Here is a 19,703-nt window from a genome sequence, read left to right on the forward strand (position 1 = left end):
TCTCCTTCTCCCCCCGTGCCCCTCCCCCCCTCTCCTCCCCTCCCCTCCCCTCGTGCCCCCCTCGCCGAGGAGCCCAACACCCTCGCCCCCCCCCCCACGACCGCGACCACGCCGGCCGACGCGTTCTACACCTACGACGGCAGCACGCCGCTGTCCGCCTACGCGCCCGGCAGCGTGCTCAAGACACGGACGCTGCGGTACCACGTCGTCGGCATTCCCACGCCGGTGACCGCGATCCAGCTGCTCTACCGCACCACCGACGCCCAGGGCCGCCCGTCCGCCAACGTGACCACCGTCGTGCGCAGCCTCGTCGGCGACGGATCGAAGGCGGTGTCGTACCAGTCGTTCTACGACTCCCTCGACCCCGAGGACGGCCCCTCCCGGGCCATCGCCGGGAACGTGACCCTGGGCGGTCTCATCCCGAACGCCGAGGCCCTCTTCATCGCCCCGCTGCTGGCGAAGGGCTACGACGTCGTCATCCCGGACACCGAGGGGCAGCGGGCCGACTTCGCCGCCGGGCCCGAGTACGGAACCAACACCCTGGACTCGATCAGGGCCGCGACGCGGTCCCCGCACACGGGACTGGGTTCCGGGACGCGCTTCGGTCTCATGGGCTACTCGGGCGGCGCGATCGCGACCGGCTGGGCCGCCGCGCTGGCACCCCGGTACGCCCCCGACGTCAACAGCAGACTGGTCGGCTTCGCCGAGGGCGGACTGCTGGTGGCTCCGGCCCACAACCTGAAGTACGTGGACGGCTCGCTCACCTGGTCCGGCGTCATCCCGATGGCGATCATCGGCGTCGCACGGTCCTACGACATCGACCTCAAGAAGTACATGAGCAGCTACGGCCTGGAGGTGTACGCGAAGCTGGAGCACGGCTCCATCACCGACGCCCTCGGCCGCTACCCCGGCCTGACCTGGAAGAAGATGGCGAAGGCCGAGTACGCCGACCCCAACTCCGTGCCGGAGTTCCTCGCGGCGGTCAACAAGGTGAACCTCGGCTCGGCCGCCACCCCGACCGTCCCCGGTCTCATCGCCCAGGGCAACGCCGGCGTCCTGGAGGGGACCTTCAACAGTCCGCCGGGCATCGGCACGGGCGACGGCGTCATGGTCGCGGGGGACGTGCGGGCGCTCGCCCGTCAGTACTGCGCCACCGGCAACTCCGCCATCTCCTACGACCAGTACGACCTGCTCAGCCACGTCGGCGCCCCCGTCGTCTGGGCACCCACCGCGCTGGGCTGGCTCGACGACCGGTTCGCCGGCCGGCCCGCGCCGTCCGACTGCGGCCGCATCCCCGCGGGCAACTCGCTGGCCCCGGAGAAGCCGGCGCCGCTGTCCTGACCTGCCGGTTGCGCGGGGCCGCTCACCCTCAGGGGGTGTCCGTCCCGGGTCGGCCCGGCAGACCCGTGTCCTCCTCCTCTCCCAGGACCCGCTGGGCCACGGCGAAGGCGGCGTTGGCCGCCGGGACACCGCAGTAGACCGCCGTCTGGAGCAGGGCCGCGGCGATCTCGTCGTCGGACAGGTCGTTGCGGCGGGCGGCCCGCAGGTGCATCGCGAGTTCGTCGTGGTGTCCGTGGGCGACGAGGGCGGTGAGGGTGATCAGGCTGCGTTCGCGCCGGGACAGGGTGGGGTCGGTCCAGATCTCGCCCCAGGCGTAGCGGGAGATGAAGTCCTGGAAGCGGGCGGTGAGCGGGGTCTGCCGGGCCTGCGCCCGGTCCACATGGGCGTCGCCGAGGACCTGGCGGCGCACGCTCGTCCCGCTGCGGGTGGACGTACCCACGAAGTGCGCCCGCAGGACGGCGGTCACGGCCTCCGGCCGTTCGGCGGGGGCGAGGTGGGAGGCGCCGGGGAGCTCGGTCAGGGCCGCCTCGGGGACGGCGTCGGCGATCTCCCGGAGGTGGGCGGGCGGGGTCGCGGGGTCCTCGCGGCCCGCGACGAGCAGCGTGGGCGCGGTGATGCCGGCGAGCCGGTCCCGCAGGTCGAAGGCGGCCAGCGCGTCACAGCAGGCCGCGTACGCCTCCGGATCGGCGGCCCGGTGGTCGGCCACCAGGCGCGGCACGCTGAACCCCGGGGTGAACCAGCGGGCGTCGGCCGTGTCGGCGAGCTTCGCCAGTCCTTCGCGTCGTACGGTGGCCGCCCGCTCCTCCCAGGCCGCCGCGCCGCCGAAGTGCGCGGAGGAGCACAGGACCGCGAGGCGGTCGATCCGCTCTGGGTGGTGCACCGCGAGGTGGAGTCCGACGGCACCGCCGATCGAGACCCCCGCGTACGAGAAGCGGTCGAGGCCCAGGGTGTCAGCGAGGTCGACGACCAGTCGGGCCAGGTCGGCCACGGTCGCCCCGGGCCCGAGGAGACCGGCGGGCGAACCGCCGTGCCCGGGCAGGTCCCACCGGACGACCCGATGGGTGGTCGACAGCTCCGGGGCCACGGCGTCCCACAGGGCCGTCGACGTGCCGAGCGAGGGTCCGAGGACCAGGGCCGGCGCGGTGACCGGCCCCTCGACGAGATGGTGCGGGATGCGAGGGCTCAACGTCGCTCCAGGGCCTGGTCGGTGAGGGTTCCGGCGCAGCCGGTGGCGAGGGTCGGGTCGGTCAGGCCGGTGAGGTCCGCGCCGGCCAGTTCCGGCTGCCCGGCGAGGAGTTCGGCGAGCGGCCGGCCCTCGGCCCGGCTACGGGCGGCGAGTTCGGCGAGCAGCGCCCTGGCGCGGGTCCGGCCGAGCAGCGGCGTGAGCGCCACGGAGAGCCGTTCGGCGACGAGCAGCCCGCCGGCGGCATCCAGGTGGGCCCGCATGGCGGCGGGATCGACGCGGAGTCCTTCGACGAGGCCGGCCGTGTGGTGGGCCGCGCCGCCGACGAGGCGCAGCAGTTCGCGCAGCGGTTCCCACTCGGCGTGCCAGGCACCGGCGGGCCGTTCGTCCTCGGCGGCCAGGCAGGCGTAGAGGCTCGCGGCGAGGTGCGGGGCACGCCGCGCGGCGGTGGCGACGAGGGTGGCGCGCACCGGGTTCGCCTTGTGCGGCATGGCGGAGGACCCGCCGCCCGCCCCTTCGGCGACTTCGGCGATCTCGGTGCGGGAGAGGACGAGGACGTCGGCGGCGATCTTGCCGAGTGCTCCGGCGGTGAGGGCGAGGGCGCCCGCGAGGTCGGCGACGGGGGTGCGGAGGACGTGCCAGGGCAGGAGCGGGGCGGCGAGCCCGAGTTCACGCGCGTACGCGGCGGGGAGGGCGGCTGCGTGCTCCGCGCCGGCGGCGGGGCCTGCCCCGGCACCGTGGTCGGCGAAGGCTGCCAAGGTCCCGGCCGCGCCGCCGAGTTGGGCGGGCAGGCCGTCCCGTACGGTCGCGATCCGGTCCCGCGCGTCCAGGACGAGCGAGCGCCAGCCGGCCGCCTTCAGGCCGAAGGTGGTGGGGACGGCGTGCTGGGTGAGGGTGCGGCCGGGCATCGCGGTGTCCCGGTGCGCGGCGGCGAGGGAGCCGAGGGCCCGTTCCGTCCGGGCGAGGTCGTCGAGGACGAGGCCGAGGGTGCGGACGGCGACCAGCATGGCGGCGGTGTCGAGGACGTCCTGGCTGGTGGCGCCGCGGTGCACGTACGGCCCCCACTCCCCCGCCGCCTCGGTCAGGTCCGCGACCAGCGGGATGACCGGGTTGCCCCCGGCGGGCGCCCGCAGCGCGATCGACCGGAGGTCGAAGCGGGCCGGATCGGCCGCCTCGGTGACGGCCCGGGCCGCCTGAGCCGGGGCGGTGCCGGTGGCGGCCTGGGCGCGGGTGAGCGCGGCCTCCGCGTCCAGGAGTGCCTGGAGGAAGGCCGTGTCGCCGGTGGCGGCCTCGGCGGGCGAGCCCGCCCGTACCGGATCGAGGAGGCCTGTGTCGAGGTCGGTCACGGGAACTCCAGGAACACCGTCTCGCGCTCGCCCTGGAGCCGGATGTCGAAGCGGTGGGTGCGGTACGGCTCCTGGGCCGCGATCAGGGTGGCGCGGCGGTCGGCCGGGAGCCGGTCGAGCAGCGGGTCGGGCCCGTCGCCGAGGTAGGCGCGGGTGTAGAGGTGGTGGAGCAGTCCGCGGGCGAACACGCAGACGCTGATGTGCGGTCGGCCGGGGTTTCCGGGCGGCAGGGTGTGCAGCGCGTAGTGCCCGTCGGCGTCGGTGGCCACGCGGCCGAAGCCGGTGAACCCGGTGCCGTCGCGGCCGAGGTACCCGCCGGTGACGGGATCCCTGCGCAGCGAGCCGGGCGCGCCGGCGAGGGAGCCGTCGGGGGCGGCCTGCCAGAACTCGAGGAGGGCGTCGGGTACGGGTTCGCCCGCGCCGTCGAGGACGTATCCGTGGAGGGTGATGCGCTCGGGGTGCCCGTCGGGCGCGATGCGCTCGCCGCCGGGGAACGGCAGCGCGTACCCGTAGAACGGTCCGACGGTGTGGGAGGGCGTGGGCGGCAGGGGCGGGTGCGGCGACGGCGTGGACTCCACGGCGGTCAGCGTCCTTCCTCGATCCAGGTGGCGGTCGGCCCGTCGAGGACGATGTCCCAGGCGTAGCCGAGGGAGAACTCGGGGCGGGACAGGCCGTGTTCGTAGCGGGCGACGAGCCGGTCGCGGGCGGCCTGGTCGGTGACGGAGCGGATGATGGGGTCGTGGGCGAGGAGCGGGTCGCCGGGGAAGTACATCTGGGTGACGAGCCGCTGGGTGAACGCCGTGCCGAAGACGGAGAAGTGGATGTGGGCCGGGCGCCAGGCGTTGGTGTGGTTGCGCCAGGGGTAGGCGCCGGGTCTGATCGTGGTGAAGGCGTACCGGCCCTGATCGTCCGTCAGGGTGCGTCCTACGCCGGTGAAATGGGGGTCGAGCGGGGCCGGGTGCTGGTCCCGGAGGTGGGCGTACCGCCCGGAGGCGTTGGCCTGCCAGATCTCGATCAGCTGGCCCCGTACCGGCCGGCCCGCCCGGTCGAGGAGCCGGCCGGAGACGGTGATCCGCTCGCCGAGGGGTTCGCCGGCGTGCATCCGGGTGAGGTCGTTGTCGTGCTCGGTGACATCGGTGACGCCGAAGACCGGCCCGGCGAGTTCGACGGCCTCGGGGTCGCCGCCGACGGCGACCAGCGGCCGGCGGGGGTGCCGGAGCAGGGAGCTGCGGTAGGGGGCGTAGTCGCGGGCCGGGTGATGGCGGGCCGGGGCGCCGGCGGCCAGAGCGGTGTCGTAGGCGCTCTGAAGAGCTGCCATCTCGGTGTCGATGCGGTCCTGCGTGAGGTCGTTCACGAGAGCTCCAGCGGGTCGGGGAGGGACGGACGCGGGCGGTGGCGCGCCGCTGCCGGGTCCGGCACCGGGACGGCCCGGAGCTCCGGTCCGAGCAGGGGCGCCGCGGTCCGTGCGGCGACTTCCTCGGCCGTCACGCCCGGCGCCGTCTCGACGAGCACGAGTCCGTCGCGCGTGACGTCGAGGACGGCGAGGTCGGTGATGACGCGGTCGACGCATGCGCGGCCGGTGAGCGGCAGGTCGCACTCCTCGACGATCTTCGGGGTGCCGTCCTTCGCGGTGTGGGTCATGACGACGATGACGGTGCGGGCGCCGTGGACGAGGTCCATGGCGCCGCCGATGCCGGTGACCAGGCGGCCGGGGACGGCCCAGTTGGCGAGGTCGCCGCGGGCGGAGACCTGCATGGCGCCCAGGACGGCGACGTCGACGTGACCGCCGCGGATCATGCCGAACGACAGGGCGGAGTCGAAGTAGGAGGCGCCGGGGAGGACGGTGACGGTCTCCTTGCCGGCGTTGATGAGGTCGGGGTCGACCTCGTCCTCGGCCGGGTAGGGGCCGGTGCCGAGGATGCCGTTCTCGGATTCGAGGACGACCTCGACGCCTTCGGGGAGGTGGTTGGGGATGAGCGTGGGCAGGCCGATGCCGAGGTTGACGTACTGCCCGTCGCGGAGTTCGAGGGCGGCGCGGGCGGCCATCTCCTCACGGGTCCGGCTCATCGTGTGGTCCTCTTCTCTATGGCCTTGTCGGCGGCCTGCTCGGGGCTGAGGGCGACGACGCGCCGGACGAAGATGCCGGGCAGGTGCACGTGGTCGGGGTCGATGGCCCCGGGCTCCACCAGCTCCTCGACCTCCGCGACGGTGATCCGGCCGGCCATGGCCGCCAGCGGGTTGAAGTTGCGGGCGGAGGCGTGGAAGACGAGGTTGCCGTGACGGTCGCCCTTGGCGGCGCGGACGAGGGCGTAGTCGGTGCGGATGGCGTGCTCGAGGACGTGCGGGACGCCGTCGAAGTCGCGCACCTCCTTGGGCGGGGAGGCGAGGGCGACGCCGCCCCGGCCGTCGTAGCGCCAGGGCAGCCCGCCGTCGGCGACGAGGGTGCCGACGCCGGCGGGCGTGTAGAAGGCGGGGATGCCGCAGCCGCCGGCGCGCAGGCGTTCGGCGAGGGTGCCCTGCGGGATCAGCTCGACCTCCAGTTCACCGGCGAGGTACTGGCGGGCGAACTCCTTGTTCGCGCCGATGTACGAGCCGGTGACGCGGGCGATGCGGCCGGCGGCGAGGAGCACGGCGAGCCCGGTGTCCATGGCCCCGCAGTTGTTCGAGACGACGCGGAGGCCGCCGACGCCGCGCTCGTGGACGGCCTGGATGAGGGCGTTCGGCACGCCGCTGAGGCCGAAGCCGCCGACCGCGAGCGACGCTCCGTCCGGGACGTCCGCCACGGCCTCCGCGGCGGTGGCGACCACCTTGTCCATGGGATGGCCCTTCGTTCTGCTCTCGGGAGTTCTCTCGGAATTAATCAGTGCACTGACTACCTGCGGGTCATGCTGGCAGGCCCTCACCGCGGCGTCAACGGGTATCGTTCCGTGCACCGACGAAAGACGACGGCTCCACAGGAGGAGGCGCTCATGGCCGCGGTGGATCTGGCCACGCATCCCGGGCATCTGGCCCGGCGACTGCAGCAGGCGCACCACCTGCTGTGGACGACGATGGTCTCGGAGGAGATCACCTCCCCCCAGTTCGGCGTCCTCAACGCGCTGACGGCCGAACCCGGTCTCGACCAGCGGACGGTGGGCGAGCGGGTGGCCCTCGACCGCTCGACGATCGCCGAGGTGGTCGGCCGGCTGATCCGCCGGGGGCTGCTCGACAAGGTGCGCGACCCCGCGGACGGGCGCCGCTTCCTGCTGCACCTCACCCCCGAAGGCACGCGGGTGCACCGGAAACTGACGGTGCGTACGGCCCGGATGAACCAGATCTTCCTCGCCCCGCTCTCCGCCGAGGAGCAGACCCTCTTCCTGTCCCTGATCCGGCGGGTGTCGGACGCCGCGGAGGAGCTCCGCAACCCGGCGGAGCCCCTCCCCGCACCGTGACTCACTCCCCCGCGGCCGCCGTGGCGGCCGGCGGGGCGCCGACGGGCGCCGCCGGGCGGCCGATGCGCGCGGCGAGCGGGACCAGGGCGACAGCGACCGAGCCGACGATCCCGGCCACGGCGAAGGTCGTGAAGCCCCAGCTCTGGTTGCCGGCCGCGGCGAGCGCGCCGACCAGCCAGGGCCCCACGACCGCGCCGATCCGGCCGACACCGGTGACGAGGCCGAGGCCCGCCGCGCGCTCGGCGCCCCGGTAGACGCCGCCGGTCGCCGCGTAGACCATCACCTGGGCGCTGAACAGCCAGACGCCGGTGACCGCGACGACGACGTAGGTGACGCCGAGCGGAAGGTGGGCCTTGAGCAGCAGCGCGCCCACCGCGGTGAGGACGAACCAGATCGCGGCGATCCGCAGCGGGCCGAAGCGGTCGGCGAGCCGTCCGGAGAACAGCAGGCCGAGGATGCCGCCCGCGTTGACGACCATCAGGAAGGCGACGGAGGAGTCCAGGCCGTAGCCGGAGGCGCGCATCATCGTCGGCAGCCAGGTGGCGACGCCGTAGACGAGGAGGAGGCCGCAGAAGGACGCCACCCACAGGAGCGGGGTCACCCAGCGGGACTCGGCGCGGAAGAGCGCCCGCACGGCGGCGACGCGCCCCTGGGCGCCGGCGGTCGGCGCGGCGACCGGGGTGGGCCGGGCGAGGCCGTAGCGGTCGGCGACGGCGTGGGCCCGCTCCCGCTGACCGCGGGCGAGCAGCACGCCGGGCGATTCGGGCAGCAGGGCGAGCAGCAGCGGTACGGCGACGACGGCGGGCAGGACGCCCGCCCAGAACACCCAGCGCCAGCCGGCGGCGGGCGCGAGGACGAGTCCGAGGCCGGTGGCCGCCATGCCGCCCACGTGGTACGAGGTCATGAGCAGACCGGTCATCAGGGCGGCCCGCCGGGGCGGGGCGAACTCCAGGACCATGGCCAGGCAGAGCGGCATGAGGCCGCCGAGGCCCAGGCCCGACACGAAGCGCCCGGCGCCGAAGAGGACGAGGTTCCCGGCGAGGGCGCAGACGGCGGAGCCCGCGGAGAAGAGGACGATGCTGGCGACGAGCATCGGCCGGCGGCCGAGCCAGTCGGTGACGGTCCCGGCCGTCAGTGCACCGATCAGCATGCCGAACGTGGTCCAGCTGCCGATGGTGCCGGCGCTCGCGGGCGTGAGGCCGAGGCCGGGGTCGTCGAGCATGTGCGGCATCACGGCGCCGTAGATGGTGACGTCCATGCCGTCGAAGAAGACGGCGACCCAGCAGAGGGCGAGGACGGGCAGGACGGAACGGAGGGTGTGGGGGCGGGGCGGAGCGGAGGGGTTCGTCATGGGGTTCCCTGGGACGCGGCTCGGTCGTCGGCTCTGGCTCACCAAGATTGTTCGCCTGGTGAAGTTCATTTCACCGGCTAGGTGGCATGAGTGTCCGCGCGGAGCGGTCGGGTGTCAACGGCCGGGACCGAAAACCGTTGGTGCACTGACGATTCTATCGCGCGGGGCACTCAGGCAGGGTGGACGGAGGAGGGGGCATATTCCCTTACGCTGCGTCGCCGCTTGTGCCATTCTCCGGGGGTCTGGCCTTCTTCGAGGGATCGGGGACGCGACATGGGACTTCCCACTCGTGCTGTGCGCTGGGGCGTTGCTCTTCTTCTCTGTCTGCCGGTCGCGGTGGCCTGCGACGACGCGGGCAGCGACGAGGGGGCCGGCCCCAGCGGCGGCGTCGAGGGCGGCGGCGTGCCGGGGCCCGGCAAAGGCGGTGGCGCCGGAGGGGGCAGCGGCGGGAAGGACGGCGGGGGCAAGCCGGGGCCGCTGAAGATCCCGGAGTGGGGCCAGAACGGCGCCCTCTTCGACAACAGCACCTTCGGCAAGGAGAAATGGGCCTCCATCCAGAACATGTTCATCGAAGCGTGCGGCGACGGCACGCTCTGCGTCCGACTCGAACGCATCTACCGCTCAGAGGACGGTGTGCTCGTCGAGGGTCCCTGCGGCTACGACCACATGGACCCCGCGGCCGGCACGCGGGTGCAACGAGGCAAGGACACCACGGTGTTCGTGGTCGGCGTCTGCGGCTCCGAGCCCACGGATCCACCCGAATCGACGGAACCGGGCCAGACCCCTGAACCGACGGACACGACCGAACCGACCCAGCCGACCGACGCCACGCAGCCCACGGACACTGACACCGCGACGGCCTCGTGAACGAAGGCTCCGGAGGTCCCGGCCGTCTCGCCACGCTCGTCGGGGCGATCGCCGCGCCGACTGGCCTGGTCACCGCGCTGCTCTACTACTTCGGCTACTTCCACGCGTACTGGTTCTTCGCGTACTTCAGGGTGAACTCGACCGTCCTCGGTTTCGGCACGACGGACTACCTGCTGCGCAGTCTCGACGCCCTGTGGGTGCCGCTCACCGTGACCGCGACCTGCGGGGTGGCGGCCTTCTGGGGCCACGACCTGGCACGGCGCCGGATCGCGTCCCGCATGGGGCCGACAGCGCGGCGCCGTGCCACCGCGGCGCTGGCCGCGGCCGGGTTCCTGCTCATGACCGGCGGCCTCTGGTCCACGTTCCAGGTGACCTTCCTCAGCCGTGTGCTCACCCTGGCCCCGCTCAGCCTGTCCGCCGGGGTGGGCATGCTGGCGTACGCACGACACCTCGCCCGGCGGAACGCCGCCCGACCGCCGGCCACGACGCCCCCCGTCGCGCAGGAGCCGCAGGCAGAGCCTGCCCCGGAACCTGCGTCTGAGCCCGCACAGCCAGAGGCAGAGACAGAGGCTCGGACATCGGCAGCACCGACACCGGCAGCACCCGAGGCCGAAGCCGAGTCCGAAGCCGACACCAACACCGATGCGGACCCCGCCCCGGAGCCTGCCCCGCCGCACCTCGAACCCATACAGCCCGAGTGGGCCGTGCTCGCCGAGTGGGCGATGGTCTTCGCCCTCGTCATGCTGGGGCTCGTCTGGGCCGCCAACGACTACGCCGCCTCCGTCGGCACCGTTCGGGCACAGCGCTTCGTGGCCGGGCTGCCCCACTACCCGTCGACCGTGGTCTACAGCGAGCACAGCCTCAGCATCAGCGGTCCCGGTGTCAGCGAGACCAGGTGCGGGGGCGCCAAGGGCGGCAAGGACGACGACGCCGCCTACGGTTACCGCTACGACGGCCTCACGCTGATCCTCCAGTCGGGGAACCAGTACGTCCTGGTCCCGACGCGCTGGACGCCGGCCGACGGAGTCGCCCTGGTGCTCCCCCGCAACGACTCGGTACGGCTCGAGTTCGGCCCGCCGCCGAGTGCGGCGGCGGGCGGCCGGGCGCGCGTCCCTTCCTGCTGAGCCGGCCCAAGGGGCACACGGCAGCAAGCGCTTTCCGAATGGTGTGCGCGAAGCATTGACGAAACATCACCGCCCCCTTAGCTTCATCGGCGTTGCACTTCGTACGTCATATATGAGACGCGATACGCGAGATCTGAGAGTGCGCCATGGCCTTCGCCGCCCCCAGTCCCATTCCGTCCCGCACCCAGTTCGTCCTGGAGGCGATCAAGCACGACATCCTGACCGGCGGTCTGAGTCCCGGACAGGCCCTGGTGGAGACCGAACTCGCCGCACGTTTCGGGGTGTCCAAGACGCCGGTGCGCGAGGCGCTGAAGACCCTGGCCGGGAGCGGGCTCGTGGTGCTCAGCCAGTACAAGGGCGTCACGGTCCGGATGGTCGACGCGGACATGGCCCGCGCGGTCTACGACGTGCGGCTGCTCCTGGAGCCCGAGGCGGTGCGCAGGTCCGTGGCCGCGGGCGCGCCGCTCGACGCGGCGCGTGAGGCTCTCGAGCGGGCCGCCCTCGCCGACGACACGGCCGAACGGTCGCTCGCCAACCGGGAGTTCCACCGCGCGCTCTATCTGCCCTGCGGCAATCCGCTGCTCGGCCGGATGCTGGACGAGGTCCGCGACCAGGCCGCGCTGGTGTCCACCGTGGCGTGGGCGGCGGTGCCGTCCTGGGAGCGGGAGGCGGCCGAGCACGCGGAGATCCTGCGGCTGGCCTCGGCCGGTGACGCCGAGGGCGCCGGACGGGCCGTGCACGACCACATCGCCTCGTTCGTGGCGCGGGCGTTCCCCGAGGAGAAGGAGTGAGCGTGGAGCTCGGACGGTTCGAAGAACTGCGGGCGGCCCTCGCCGACGTCGTGGCGATCCCCGTGACGCCGTTCACCGCCGACGGCGAGCTGGACACCGGGACGCACCGGTCGCTCCTGCGCCGGATGCTCGACGCGGGCGTGCGGACGCTCACGCCGAACGGCAACACGGGCGAGTTCTACGCGCTGACGCCCCAGGAGCGCTGCCGGGTCACCGAGTTGACCGTCGAGGAGGCCGCCGGTCGGGCCGCCGTCCTGGTCGGCGTGGGACACGACCTGCCGACCGCGATCGAGAGCGCACGGCACGCACGGGCAGCGGGTGCCGGGATGCTGATGGTGCATCAGCCGGTGCACCCGTACGTCTCCGCCTCGGGCTGGGTGGACTACCACCGGGCCATCGCCGAGGCCGTACCGGACCTCGGGATCGTGCCGTACCTGCGCAACCCGCGGATCGGCGGGGACCGGCTCGCCGAGCTGGCCGACGCCTGTCCGAACGTCATCGGCGTGAAGTACGCGGTGCCGGACGCGGCGCGGTTCGCGGGCTTCGCCCGGGACGCGGGCCTGGACCGCTTCGTGTGGGTGGCGGGCCTGGCGGAGCCGTACGCGCCCTCGTACTTCGCGGGCGGCGCGACCGGCTTCACGTCCGGTCTGGTCAACGTCGCGCCCGCGCTGTCCCTGGAGATGCTGCGCACCCTGCGCGCGGGTGACTACGCGGCCGCCATGAAGGTGTGGGAGCGGATCCGCCGCTTCGAGGAGCTGCGGGCGGCGGACGGCAGCGCCGACAACGTCACGGTCGTGAAGGAGGCGATGGCCTCGCTCGGTCTGTGCCGGCGCGACATCCGGCCGCCGAGCCGTGAACTGCCCGAGGCCGCTCGGGCCGAGGTCGCCGCGATAGCCGCCGGGTGGCCGGTATGAGCCGCCGCCCCGAGGAGCTGCGCAGCCACCAGTGGTACGGCACGGACGGGCTGCGGTCCTTCAGCCACCGGGCCCGTACGAGGCAGCTCGGCTATCTGCCCGAGGAGCACCTGGGCAAGCCGGTGATCGCCGTCCTGAACACCTGGTCGGACATCAATCCGTGTCACACGCATCTGCGCGACCGTGCGCAGGCGGTGAAGCGGGGCGTGTGGCAGGCGGGCGGGTTCCCGCTGGAGTTCCCGGTCTCGACGCTGTCGGAGACCTTCCAGAAGCCGACACCGATGCTCTACCGCAATCTTCTCGCCCTGGAGACGGAGGAGTTGCTGCGCTCGTACCCGGTGGACGGCGCGGTCCTGATGGGCGGCTGCGACAAGTCGACGCCGGCGCTGCTGATGGGCGCGGCCTCGGTGGACCTGCCGACGGTGTTCGTGCCGGCCGGTCCGATGCTGCCGGGGCACTGGCGGGGCGAGACGCTCGGTTCGGGCACCGACATGTGGAAGTACTGGGACGACAAGCGGGCCGGGCTGATCGGCGACCGCGAGATGGCGGAGCTGGAGAACGGCCTCGCCCGCTCCCCCGGGCACTGCATGACGATGGGTACGGCCTCGACGCTGACGGCCGCGGCGGAGACGCTGGGCGTGACCGTGCCGGGTGCCTCGTCGATCCCGGCGGTGGACTCGGGACACGAGCGGATGGCCGCGGCGTCCGGGCGGCGGATCGTGGAGCTGGTGCGCGAGGACCTGCGGCTCTCGCGGATCCTGACGCGGGAGGCGTACGAGGACGCGGTCGCCGCGGTGCTCGCGCTGGGCGGTTCGACCAACGCCGTGATCCATCTGATCGCGATGGCCGGGCGGTCCGGGGTGCGGCTGACGCTGGACGACTTCGACCGGATCGCGCGGACGGTTCCGGTGCTCGCGAACCTGCGGCCGGGCGGACGGTTCCTCATGGAGGACTTCCACTTCGCCGGCGGGATGCCCGGCTTCCTGTCCCGGCTGACGGACCTGCTGCACCTGGACCGGCCCACGGTCTCCCACCCGACGCTGCGCGAACAGCTGGCGGGTGCCCTCGTGCACGACGACGAGGTGATCAGGCCGCGGGAGCGTCCGCTGGCGGACGAGGGCGGCGTGGCGGTGCTGCGCGGCAACCTGTGTCCGGACGGGGCGGTCATCAAGCACATCGCGGCCGAGTCCCGGCTGCTGAAGCACACGGGTCCCGCCGTCGTCTTCGACGACTACCGCACGCTGCAGCGGACGATCGACGACCCGGCGCTCGGCATCACGGCCGACCATGTGCTCGTGCTGCGCGGCGCCGGACCGAAGGGCGGCCCGGGGATGCCGGAGTACGGGATGCTGCCGATCCCGAAGTACCTCCTGGAGCAGGGGGTGCGGGACATGGTGCGGATCTCCGACGCCCGGATGAGCGGCACGAGTTACGGCGCGTGCGTGCTCCACGTGGCGCCCGAGTCGTACGTCGGCGGGCCGCTCGCGCTGGTGCGCACCGGCGACTCGATCACGCTGGACGTCGGGGCACGGACCCTCCGTCTCGACGTGGACGAGGCCGAGCTGGCGCGCCGGAGGGCGGCGTGGACACCGCCGCCGGCCCGTTACGAGCGGGGCTACGGCGCCCTGTACAGCGAGCAGATCACCCAGGCGGACACGGGCTGCGACTTCGCGTTCCTGGCCCGGCCGGGGACCACGCCCGATCCGTACGCCGGCTAGGTCCTGTCCGGCCCTGATCCGCCGACGTGCCCTGGGCCCGGGACCGTACCCGGCGGCGGCTCGCTGCCGCACACCTCGTCCGAGATACCGAACATCGTCTGCGAAGCGCTTGACGTCCCAGAACGGAGCCGCCGTCATGGCCACAGCCGTGACCCCCTCGCCCCCGAAGGCCGGGGCGCCCGCCGCCCCGGCGGCGCGCCGCCGCCGCACGGGCGCCACCCCCCGTCGACTGCCGTACCTGCTGATCGGCCCGGCCGCCCTGCTGATGCTGGGCTTCATCGCGTACCCGGTGCTCAGCGTCTTCTACTACAGCCTGCGCGACCACAATCCGACCAAGCCGTGGCGCAACGGCTTCGCGGGCCTCGACAACTTCACCCGCGTCTTCACCGAGGACCCGCAGTTCTGGGACACCCTCACCTTCAGCCTGAAGTGGGTCGTGGTCGAGGTGGCGCTCCAGCTGCTCCTGGGCCTCGCGCTCGCGCTGATCGTCAACCAGACCTTCGTGGGACGGGCGCTCGGCCGGGCCCTGGTCTTCTCGCCGTGGGCCGTGTCCGGCGTGCTGACGTCGGCGATCTGGGTGCTGCTCTACAACTCCCAGACCGGGATCACCCGTTACCTGGCCGACGCGGGCGTCGGCGAGTACGGCACCTCGCTGCTCTCCGACACCGCCACGGTCTTCCCGGCGGCCGTGCTGGCCGAACTGTGGCGCGGGGTGCCCTTCTTCGCCATCCTCATCCTGGCCGACCTCCAGTCGATCCCCAAGGACCTGTACGAGGCGGCGGAGGTCGACGGGGCCGGCCGGGTGCGGCAGTTCCTGCACATCACGCTGCCCCACCTCAGGGACGCGATCGTGCTGTCCACGCTGCTGCGCGCGGTGTGGGAGTTCAACAACGTCGACCTGCTGTACACCCTGACCGGCGGCGGTCCCGCCGGCGAGACGACCACGCTGCCCCTGTACATCGCGCGGACCAGCGTCGACGCCCATGACTTCGGCTACGCCTCCGCGCTCACGACGGTGGCGTTCGTGATCCTTCTCTTCTGCTCGACGGTGTATCTGCGCCTGAGCAAGTTCGGAGGCGAGAACCGATGACCGTCCTCGAAAGGATCGAGGTCCGGCCGGCCGGTACGGACGCCGGGCCCGGAGCCCGCCGCCGGCGGCGGCGCGCGTGGGACGAGGTGCCGCGCTGGCAGATATACCTTCCGCTCGGAGCGTATCTCCTGTTCACGCTGGTGCCGTTCTACTGGATCCTGCTCTTCGCGGTGCGGCCGGCCGGCTCCACCTCGCTCGTGCCGTGGCCGATGACGGGCGAGCACTTCCAGAAGGTGTGGAGCGAGCGCGGCTTCGCCGTCTTCTTCCAGAACAGCCTGCTGATCGCCCTGGCCACCCTGGTCACCACCACCGTGGTGGCGCTCGCCGGCGGATACGCGCTGGCACGCTTCGACTTCCGGTTCAAGAAGGGCTTCATGCTGGCCCTGCTGTGCTCGCAGTTCGTGCCGGGCGCGCTGCTGCTCGTGCCGCTGTTCCAGATCTTCGCCGGGCTGCGGATGATCAACTCGCTGGGCAGCGTCGTCATCGCGGAGACCGTCTTCCAGCTTCCGCTGTCGATGATCCTCATCAGCGGCTTCATCAGGAACGTGCCGTACTCGCTGGAGGAGGCCGCCTGGGTCGACGGCTGCGGGCGGTTCCGGGCCTTCCGCGTCGTGGTCCTTCCGCTGCTGCGGCCCGGGCTCGTGGCCGTCGGCTCCTTCGCCTTCGTCCACGCCTGGAACCACTTCCTCTTCGCGCTGATGTTCCTCAGCAGCCAGGAGAAGCAGACCATCCCGGTCGGGCTCAACACCCTCATGGGCGCGGACAGCGTGGACCTCGGGGCGCTCGCGGCGGGCGGGGTGATCGCGGCGGTGCCGGTGGTGCTCGTGTTCGCGTTCATCCAGAAGTGGCTCGTCACCGGATTCAGCGCCGGGGCGGTGAAGGGATGAGCCCGCTCGGCACGCCCGTGCCCGTCGTCCTCGCGGGAGCCCGCGGCCACGGCCGCTGGCACCTGGACCGTCTGCGCGGCCTGGAACGCGAGGGCCTCGTCCGGCTCGCAGGGGTCTGCGAGCTCGGCCCGCTCGACGCCGACGAACTCGCGGGCTTCGACGCGCCCCGGCAGTCCTCCGACCTCGGCGCGCTGATCTCCGGGACGGGCGCGCGGATCGCCGTCGTCTGCACGCCCATCGCCACCCACACCGAGCTGGCCCTGACGGCCGCGCGTCACGGCGCGCACCTGCTCCTGGAGAAGCCGCCGGCGCCGTCGTACGCGGAGTTCCGCCGGATGGCGGAGGGCGTGGCGGCGGCCGGGGCGGCCTGCCAGATCGGGTTCCAGTCGCTCGGCTCGCACGCCGTGCCCGCGATCCGCGCGCTGATCGCGGACGGGGTGATCGGCGAGCTCCTGGGCGTCGGCGGCGCCGGCGCGTGGGTGCGCGACGAGGCGTACTTCCGGCGCGCGCCGTGGGCGGGCCGGAGGCGGCTCGACGGCGTCGACGTGGTCGACGGGGCACTGACCAACCCGCTGGCGCACGCGGTCGCCACGGCGCTCGCGCTCGCCGGGGCTCCGGGCGCCGAGGACGTCGCGCACATCGAGACGGAGCTGCTGCGCGCCCACCGGATCGAGTCCGACGACACGTCCTGCGTGCGGATCGTCACGGCGGCCGGTCCGCAGGTGACGGTCGCGGCGACGCTCTGCGCGGAGCGGGCCTCCGAGCCGTACGTGGTGGTGCACGGCAGCCGGGGCCGGATCACCTTCTGGTACAAGCAGGACCGGGTGCTGCTGCAGCGGGCGGGCCACGGCCCGGTGGAGACCGTCTACGGCCGGACCGGCCTCCTGGAGAACCTGGTCGCGCACCTGACGGAGGGCGCGCCGCTGCTGGTCCCGCCGGAGGCGACGGGCGCGTTCATGCGGGTGGTGGAGGCGGTGCGGTGCGCGCCCGATCCGGTGGAACTGCCCGAGGAGTACCGGCGGACGGTACGGGGCGAGGGCGGGCCGCGCCGTTCGGTGCCCGGCATCGACCGGCTGGTGGCGGAGAGCGCCGAGACGCTGCGGCTGTACTCCGAACTCGGCGCCCCGTGGGCGCTCCTGGCCCGGGAGGCCGTCCGATGAACGGACGTGGGGTGACGCGGGCGGGCGGACCGGGGGCCGCGGCGACGAGCGGGCCGGAGGTGCTGGAGCTGCGGGTCGCCGGCCGGCCGGTCGCCTCGTACACGACCCGGCCCGACCTCTCCGCGCGCCACGCGCCCCGCCCGTACCTGCACCCGGTGACGACCCTGGCGGGCGTGCGGGTCAGCGAGTTGCTGCCCGCCGACCACCCGCACCACCTGGGGGTCTCGGTCGCCGTGCCCGATGTGGCGGGGCACAACTTCTGGGGCGGGCGGACCTTCGTCCGCGACCAGGGGCCGACCGAGCTCGCCAACCACGGCACGCAGCGGCACGAGCGCTTCGGCCGGCTCGGCCCCGACGGTTTCACCGAGGAGCTGAGCTGGACGGCCGGAGGCGGAGTTGTTCTCCGAGAGGAAAGAACCCTGCGGGTCCGCGCGCTCGCCAAGACGGCCTGGGCGCTCGACGTGGCGTTCGCGCTGACCGACGCCACCGGGGCGGGCGTGTCGATCGGCAGCCCGGCGACCAACGGGCGGCCGGGAGCCGCGTACGGAGGCTTCTTCTGGCGCGCGCCCAAGGAGCCCGCGGCGCCGCACGTGTTCGGCGCGGCCGGGGACGGCGAGGCCGCCGTGCACGGGGGGCGCGGCGACTGGGTCGCCCTGGCCGGTCAGGGCTGGACGCTGGTGTTCGCGGGAGCGGACGAGGAGACCCGGAGCGATCCGTGGTTCGTCCGCGCCGCCGAGTATCCGGGCGTCGGCTCCTCCCTCGCGCACGAGCGGCGGCTGGAGATCCCGGCCGGAGGCACGGCGGTACGGCGGGTGGTGACCGTGGTCGCCGACGGCCGGCTGGACCGGGCCCGGGCCGCGGCCCTGGTCCGCGAGGCGGTGACGTCATGACGCCGCCGTACGACGTGACGCGTGCGCCGACCGGGGACCTGGGCGACGGCACCTACCGCAATCCGGTGCTCGCGGCCGACTGGTCCGACCCGGACGTGCTGCGGGTCGGGGACGACTTCTACCTGACCGCGTCGAGCTTCGGCCGCGTTCCCGGGCTGCCGCTGCTCCACTCGCGCGACCTCGTGAACTGGACCCTGGTCGGACACGCGCTCGACCGGCTGCGGCCGGAGGCGGCGTTCGGGGTGCCCCGGCACGACGCCGGGGTGTGGGCGCCCTCGCTGCGCCGTCACGACGGGCGCTTCTGGATCTTCTGGGGTGACCCCGACCACGGGGTGTTCCAGGTCAACGCGCCCGCCGTGCGCGGCCCGTGGACCGAGCCGCACCTGGTGAAGGCGGGCCGCGGCCTGATCGACGCGTGCCCGCTGTGGGACGAGGAGACCGGCGAGGCGTATCTGGTGCACGCCTGGGCCCGGTCCAGGGCGGGCTTCAACAACCGGCTCACCGGTCACCGGATGAGCCCGGACGGCACCCGACTGCTCGACGACGGCACGACGCTCGTCGACGCGGACGCGCTTCCGGGCTGGTTCACCCTGGAGGGGCCCAAGCTGTACCGGCACGACGGCTGGTTCTGGATCCTCGCGCCGGCGGGCGGCGTGGCCACCGGCTGGCAGGGCGCCTTCCGCTCCCGGTCGTTCACCGGCCCGTACGAGGAGCGGGTCGTCCTCGCGCAGGGCGACACCCCGGTCAACGGGCCCCACCAGGGCGGCTGGGTGCGCACCGCGCGCGGCGAGGACTGGTTCCTGCACTTCCAGCAGCGGGGCGCGCACGGACGGGTGGTCCACCTCCAGCCGATGCGCTGGGACGCGGACGGCTGGCCGGTGCTCGGCCGCGACGGGCAGCCCGTCCTGGAGCACGCCAAGCCGGACCTGCCGGCGCAGCCGCCGTCGGCGCCCGGGCACGACGACCGGTTCCCCGGCGGGCGGTTCGGCCGGCAGTGGCAGTGGACGGCCAACCCGGCGGAGGGCTGGACGGTCCGTCACTCCGCCGACGGGCTGCGGCTGACCTGCGGGCGTACCGCGCTCCTCGACGACCTGCGGGTGCTGCCGCAGGTCCTCACGCAGCGGATGCCGGCCCGGGCCTGCACCGTCGAGGTGGACCTGCGCCTCGACGGCCCCGAGGTGGCGTCCGGGGCCAGGGCGGGCCTCGTCGTCCTCGGCGACGCGTACAGCTGGGTCGGGCTCGCCCGCGAGGGTGACGGCCGGGTCCGGCTCGTCCACCGGTTCGCGCCGGCGGGCGCCGACCGGGAGCGGGACGCGGCGCGGTCCCGGGCCGCGCCGGAGGGGCGGGCGACCCTGCGGATCGAGCTGACCGCCGACGCCCGCTGCAGGTTCTCCGCCGACACCGGTGGCGGCGGGGAATTCGTTCCGCTCGGACAGGAATTCGCCGCCACGCCCTGGCGGTGGGTCGGGGCGCTGCTCGGTCTGTTCGCCGCGGCGCCGCAGGGCGCGGGCCATGCCGGGACGGCCCTGTTCACCGACTTCCGCGTCACTCCTTGATCCCCCACATCGCATCACCTCCAGTTCCCCCCGAGAGATTCCCCCCAGAGATTC

Annotated in this window: 19 protein-coding genes; 12 read left to right on the forward strand and 7 right to left on the reverse strand. The window is 73.6% G+C overall.

The features are described 5' to 3' along the window. The first annotated feature begins 15 nt into the window (after positions 1–15). Complete coding sequence (locus tag ACFWJO_RS02180; RefSeq protein WP_386862927.1) at positions 16–1,341, forward strand: lipase family protein; 1,326 nt, start codon at positions 16–18, stop codon at positions 1,339–1,341. 28 nt (positions 1,342–1,369) lie between these two features. Here ACFWJO_RS02180 and pcaD read toward each other — a convergent pair whose 3' ends face one another. The 6 genes from pcaD to ACFWJO_RS02210 are packed head-to-tail and all read right to left on the reverse strand — an operon-like array spanning position 1,370 to position 6,686. Next, positions 1,370–2,527: a 3-oxoadipate enol-lactonase gene (gene pcaD / locus ACFWJO_RS02185; protein ID WP_386862928.1), complete on the reverse strand. Its 1,158-nt coding sequence runs from the start codon at positions 2,525–2,527 to the stop codon at positions 1,370–1,372. After that, positions 2,524–3,870: a 3-carboxy-cis,cis-muconate cycloisomerase gene (pcaB, locus tag ACFWJO_RS02190; RefSeq protein ID WP_386862929.1), complete on the reverse strand. Its 1,347-nt coding sequence runs from the start codon at positions 3,868–3,870 to the stop codon at positions 2,524–2,526. Before pcaB ends, pcaD begins: the two co-directional genes overlap by 4 nt. Beyond that, positions 3,867–4,448 (reverse strand): protocatechuate 3,4-dioxygenase subunit alpha, encoded by a 582-nt coding sequence (pcaG, locus tag ACFWJO_RS02195; RefSeq protein ID WP_386862930.1) that lies wholly within the window; start codon positions 4,446–4,448, stop codon positions 3,867–3,869. The genes pcaB and pcaG overlap by 4 nt, the downstream gene beginning before the upstream one ends. 5 nt (positions 4,449–4,453) lie before the next feature. After that, positions 4,454–5,188 (reverse strand): protocatechuate 3,4-dioxygenase subunit beta, encoded by a 735-nt coding sequence (gene pcaH, locus ACFWJO_RS02200; RefSeq protein WP_386863095.1) that lies wholly within the window; start codon positions 5,186–5,188, stop codon positions 4,454–4,456. 32 nt (positions 5,189–5,220) lie between these two features. Further along, positions 5,221–5,937 carry a CoA transferase subunit B gene (locus tag ACFWJO_RS02205; protein WP_386862931.1) on the reverse strand — a complete coding sequence of 239 codons (717 nt, stop codon included), beginning with the start codon at positions 5,935–5,937 and terminating at the stop codon, positions 5,221–5,223. Continuing rightward, a complete protein-coding gene (locus tag ACFWJO_RS02210; protein ID WP_386862932.1) occupies positions 5,934–6,686 on the reverse strand; it encodes a CoA transferase subunit A in 753 nt (250 codons plus the stop codon). Before ACFWJO_RS02210 ends, ACFWJO_RS02205 begins: the two co-directional genes overlap by 4 nt. A 153-nt stretch (positions 6,687–6,839) precedes the next feature. On the opposite strand from ACFWJO_RS02210, the gene ACFWJO_RS02215 reads away from it, so the two are divergent. Continuing rightward, a complete protein-coding gene (locus ACFWJO_RS02215; RefSeq protein ID WP_386862933.1) occupies positions 6,840–7,301 on the forward strand; it encodes a MarR family winged helix-turn-helix transcriptional regulator in 462 nt (153 codons plus the stop codon). Between the two features lies 1 nt (position 7,302). Here the strand turns inward: ACFWJO_RS02215 and ACFWJO_RS02220 are convergent, their stop codons facing one another. Then, positions 7,303–8,652 carry an MFS transporter gene (locus ACFWJO_RS02220; RefSeq protein WP_386862934.1) on the reverse strand — a complete coding sequence of 450 codons (1,350 nt, stop codon included), beginning with the start codon at positions 8,650–8,652 and terminating at the stop codon, positions 7,303–7,305. 273 nt (positions 8,653–8,925) lie between these two features. Here ACFWJO_RS02220 and ACFWJO_RS02225 point away from each other — a divergent pair, with 273 nt between their 5' ends. From ACFWJO_RS02225 to ACFWJO_RS02270, 10 genes are all read left to right on the forward strand, one after another. Continuing rightward, positions 8,926–9,519: a hypothetical protein gene (locus ACFWJO_RS02225; protein WP_386862935.1), complete on the forward strand. Its 594-nt coding sequence runs from the start codon at positions 8,926–8,928 to the stop codon at positions 9,517–9,519. Continuing rightward, positions 9,516–10,643: a hypothetical protein gene (locus ACFWJO_RS02230; protein ID WP_386862936.1), complete on the forward strand. Its 1,128-nt coding sequence runs from the start codon at positions 9,516–9,518 to the stop codon at positions 10,641–10,643. Before ACFWJO_RS02225 ends, ACFWJO_RS02230 begins: the two co-directional genes overlap by 4 nt. A gap of 146 nt (positions 10,644–10,789) precedes the next feature. Beyond that, positions 10,790–11,434 (forward strand): GntR family transcriptional regulator, encoded by a 645-nt coding sequence (locus tag ACFWJO_RS02235; RefSeq protein WP_386862937.1) that lies wholly within the window; start codon positions 10,790–10,792, stop codon positions 11,432–11,434. 2 nt (positions 11,435–11,436) lie between these two features. After that, positions 11,437–12,348 carry a dihydrodipicolinate synthase family protein gene (locus ACFWJO_RS02240; protein ID WP_386862938.1) on the forward strand — a complete coding sequence of 304 codons (912 nt, stop codon included), beginning with the start codon at positions 11,437–11,439 and terminating at the stop codon, positions 12,346–12,348. Next, positions 12,345–14,066, forward strand: a complete 1,722-nt coding sequence (gene araD / locus ACFWJO_RS02245) for an L-arabinonate dehydratase (protein ID WP_386862939.1) — start codon at positions 12,345–12,347, stop codon at positions 14,064–14,066. Before ACFWJO_RS02240 ends, araD begins: the two co-directional genes overlap by 4 nt. Positions 14,067–14,202: 136 nt before the next feature. Further along, on the forward strand, positions 14,203–15,156 hold the full coding sequence (locus ACFWJO_RS02250; RefSeq protein ID WP_386862940.1) for a carbohydrate ABC transporter permease: 954 nt from the start codon (positions 14,203–14,205) through the stop codon (positions 15,154–15,156). Then, positions 15,153–16,043 carry a carbohydrate ABC transporter permease gene (locus ACFWJO_RS02255; RefSeq protein WP_386862941.1) on the forward strand — a complete coding sequence of 297 codons (891 nt, stop codon included), beginning with the start codon at positions 15,153–15,155 and terminating at the stop codon, positions 16,041–16,043. The genes ACFWJO_RS02250 and ACFWJO_RS02255 overlap by 4 nt, the downstream gene beginning before the upstream one ends. Next, a complete protein-coding gene (locus tag ACFWJO_RS02260) occupies positions 16,040–17,203 on the forward strand; it encodes a Gfo/Idh/MocA family protein (RefSeq protein WP_386862942.1) in 1,164 nt (387 codons plus the stop codon). The genes ACFWJO_RS02255 and ACFWJO_RS02260 overlap by 4 nt, the downstream gene beginning before the upstream one ends. Next, the gene (locus ACFWJO_RS02265; protein ID WP_386862943.1) at positions 17,200–18,093 is read left to right on the forward strand and encodes a PmoA family protein; all 894 of its coding nucleotides are present in this window, start codon (positions 17,200–17,202) and stop codon (positions 18,091–18,093) included. The genes ACFWJO_RS02260 and ACFWJO_RS02265 overlap by 4 nt, the downstream gene beginning before the upstream one ends. Continuing rightward, positions 18,090–19,649 carry a family 43 glycosylhydrolase gene (locus tag ACFWJO_RS02270; RefSeq protein WP_386862944.1) on the forward strand — a complete coding sequence of 520 codons (1,560 nt, stop codon included), beginning with the start codon at positions 18,090–18,092 and terminating at the stop codon, positions 19,647–19,649. Before ACFWJO_RS02265 ends, ACFWJO_RS02270 begins: the two co-directional genes overlap by 4 nt. Positions 19,650–19,703 lie beyond the last annotated feature (54 nt).

It is taken from the genome of Streptomyces sp. NPDC127092 (assembly GCF_042722475.1).
Lineage (GTDB): Bacteria > Actinomycetota > Actinomycetes > Streptomycetales > Streptomycetaceae > Streptomyces.

What these genes read in the sequence shown, in the direction of transcription:
- ACFWJO_RS02225 (WP_386862935.1), top strand. Translation starts at nt 8,926, where the DNA reads ATGGGACTTCCCACTCGTGCTGTGCGCTGGGGCGTTGCTCTTCTTCTC.
- ACFWJO_RS02235 (WP_386862937.1), top strand. Translation starts at nt 10,790, where the DNA reads ATGGCCTTCGCCGCCCCCAGTCCCATTCCGTCCCGCACCCAGTTCGTC.
- araD (WP_386862939.1), top strand. Translation starts at nt 12,345, where the DNA reads ATGAGCCGCCGCCCCGAGGAGCTGCGCAGCCACCAGTGGTACGGCACG.
- ACFWJO_RS02250 (WP_386862940.1), top strand. Translation starts at nt 14,203, where the DNA reads ATGGCCACAGCCGTGACCCCCTCGCCCCCGAAGGCCGGGGCGCCCGCC.
- ACFWJO_RS02210 (WP_386862932.1), bottom strand. Translation starts at nt 6,686, where the DNA reads ATGGACAAGGTGGTCGCCACCGCCGCGGAGGCCGTGGCGGACGTCCCG.
- ACFWJO_RS02260 (WP_386862942.1), top strand. Translation starts at nt 16,040, where the DNA reads ATGAGCCCGCTCGGCACGCCCGTGCCCGTCGTCCTCGCGGGAGCCCGC.
- ACFWJO_RS02205 (WP_386862931.1), bottom strand. Translation starts at nt 5,937, where the DNA reads ATGAGCCGGACCCGTGAGGAGATGGCCGCCCGCGCCGCCCTCGAACTC.
- ACFWJO_RS02255 (WP_386862941.1), top strand. Translation starts at nt 15,153, where the DNA reads ATGACCGTCCTCGAAAGGATCGAGGTCCGGCCGGCCGGTACGGACGCC.
- ACFWJO_RS02220 (WP_386862934.1), bottom strand. Translation starts at nt 8,652, where the DNA reads ATGACGAACCCCTCCGCTCCGCCCCGCCCCCACACCCTCCGTTCCGTC.
- ACFWJO_RS02270 (WP_386862944.1), top strand. Translation starts at nt 18,090, where the DNA reads ATGACGCCGCCGTACGACGTGACGCGTGCGCCGACCGGGGACCTGGGC.
- ACFWJO_RS02265 (WP_386862943.1), top strand. Translation starts at nt 17,200, where the DNA reads ATGAACGGACGTGGGGTGACGCGGGCGGGCGGACCGGGGGCCGCGGCG.
- pcaH (WP_386863095.1), bottom strand. Translation starts at nt 5,188, where the DNA reads ATGGCAGCTCTTCAGAGCGCCTACGACACCGCTCTGGCCGCCGGCGCC.
- ACFWJO_RS02215 (WP_386862933.1), top strand. Translation starts at nt 6,840, where the DNA reads ATGGCCGCGGTGGATCTGGCCACGCATCCCGGGCATCTGGCCCGGCGA.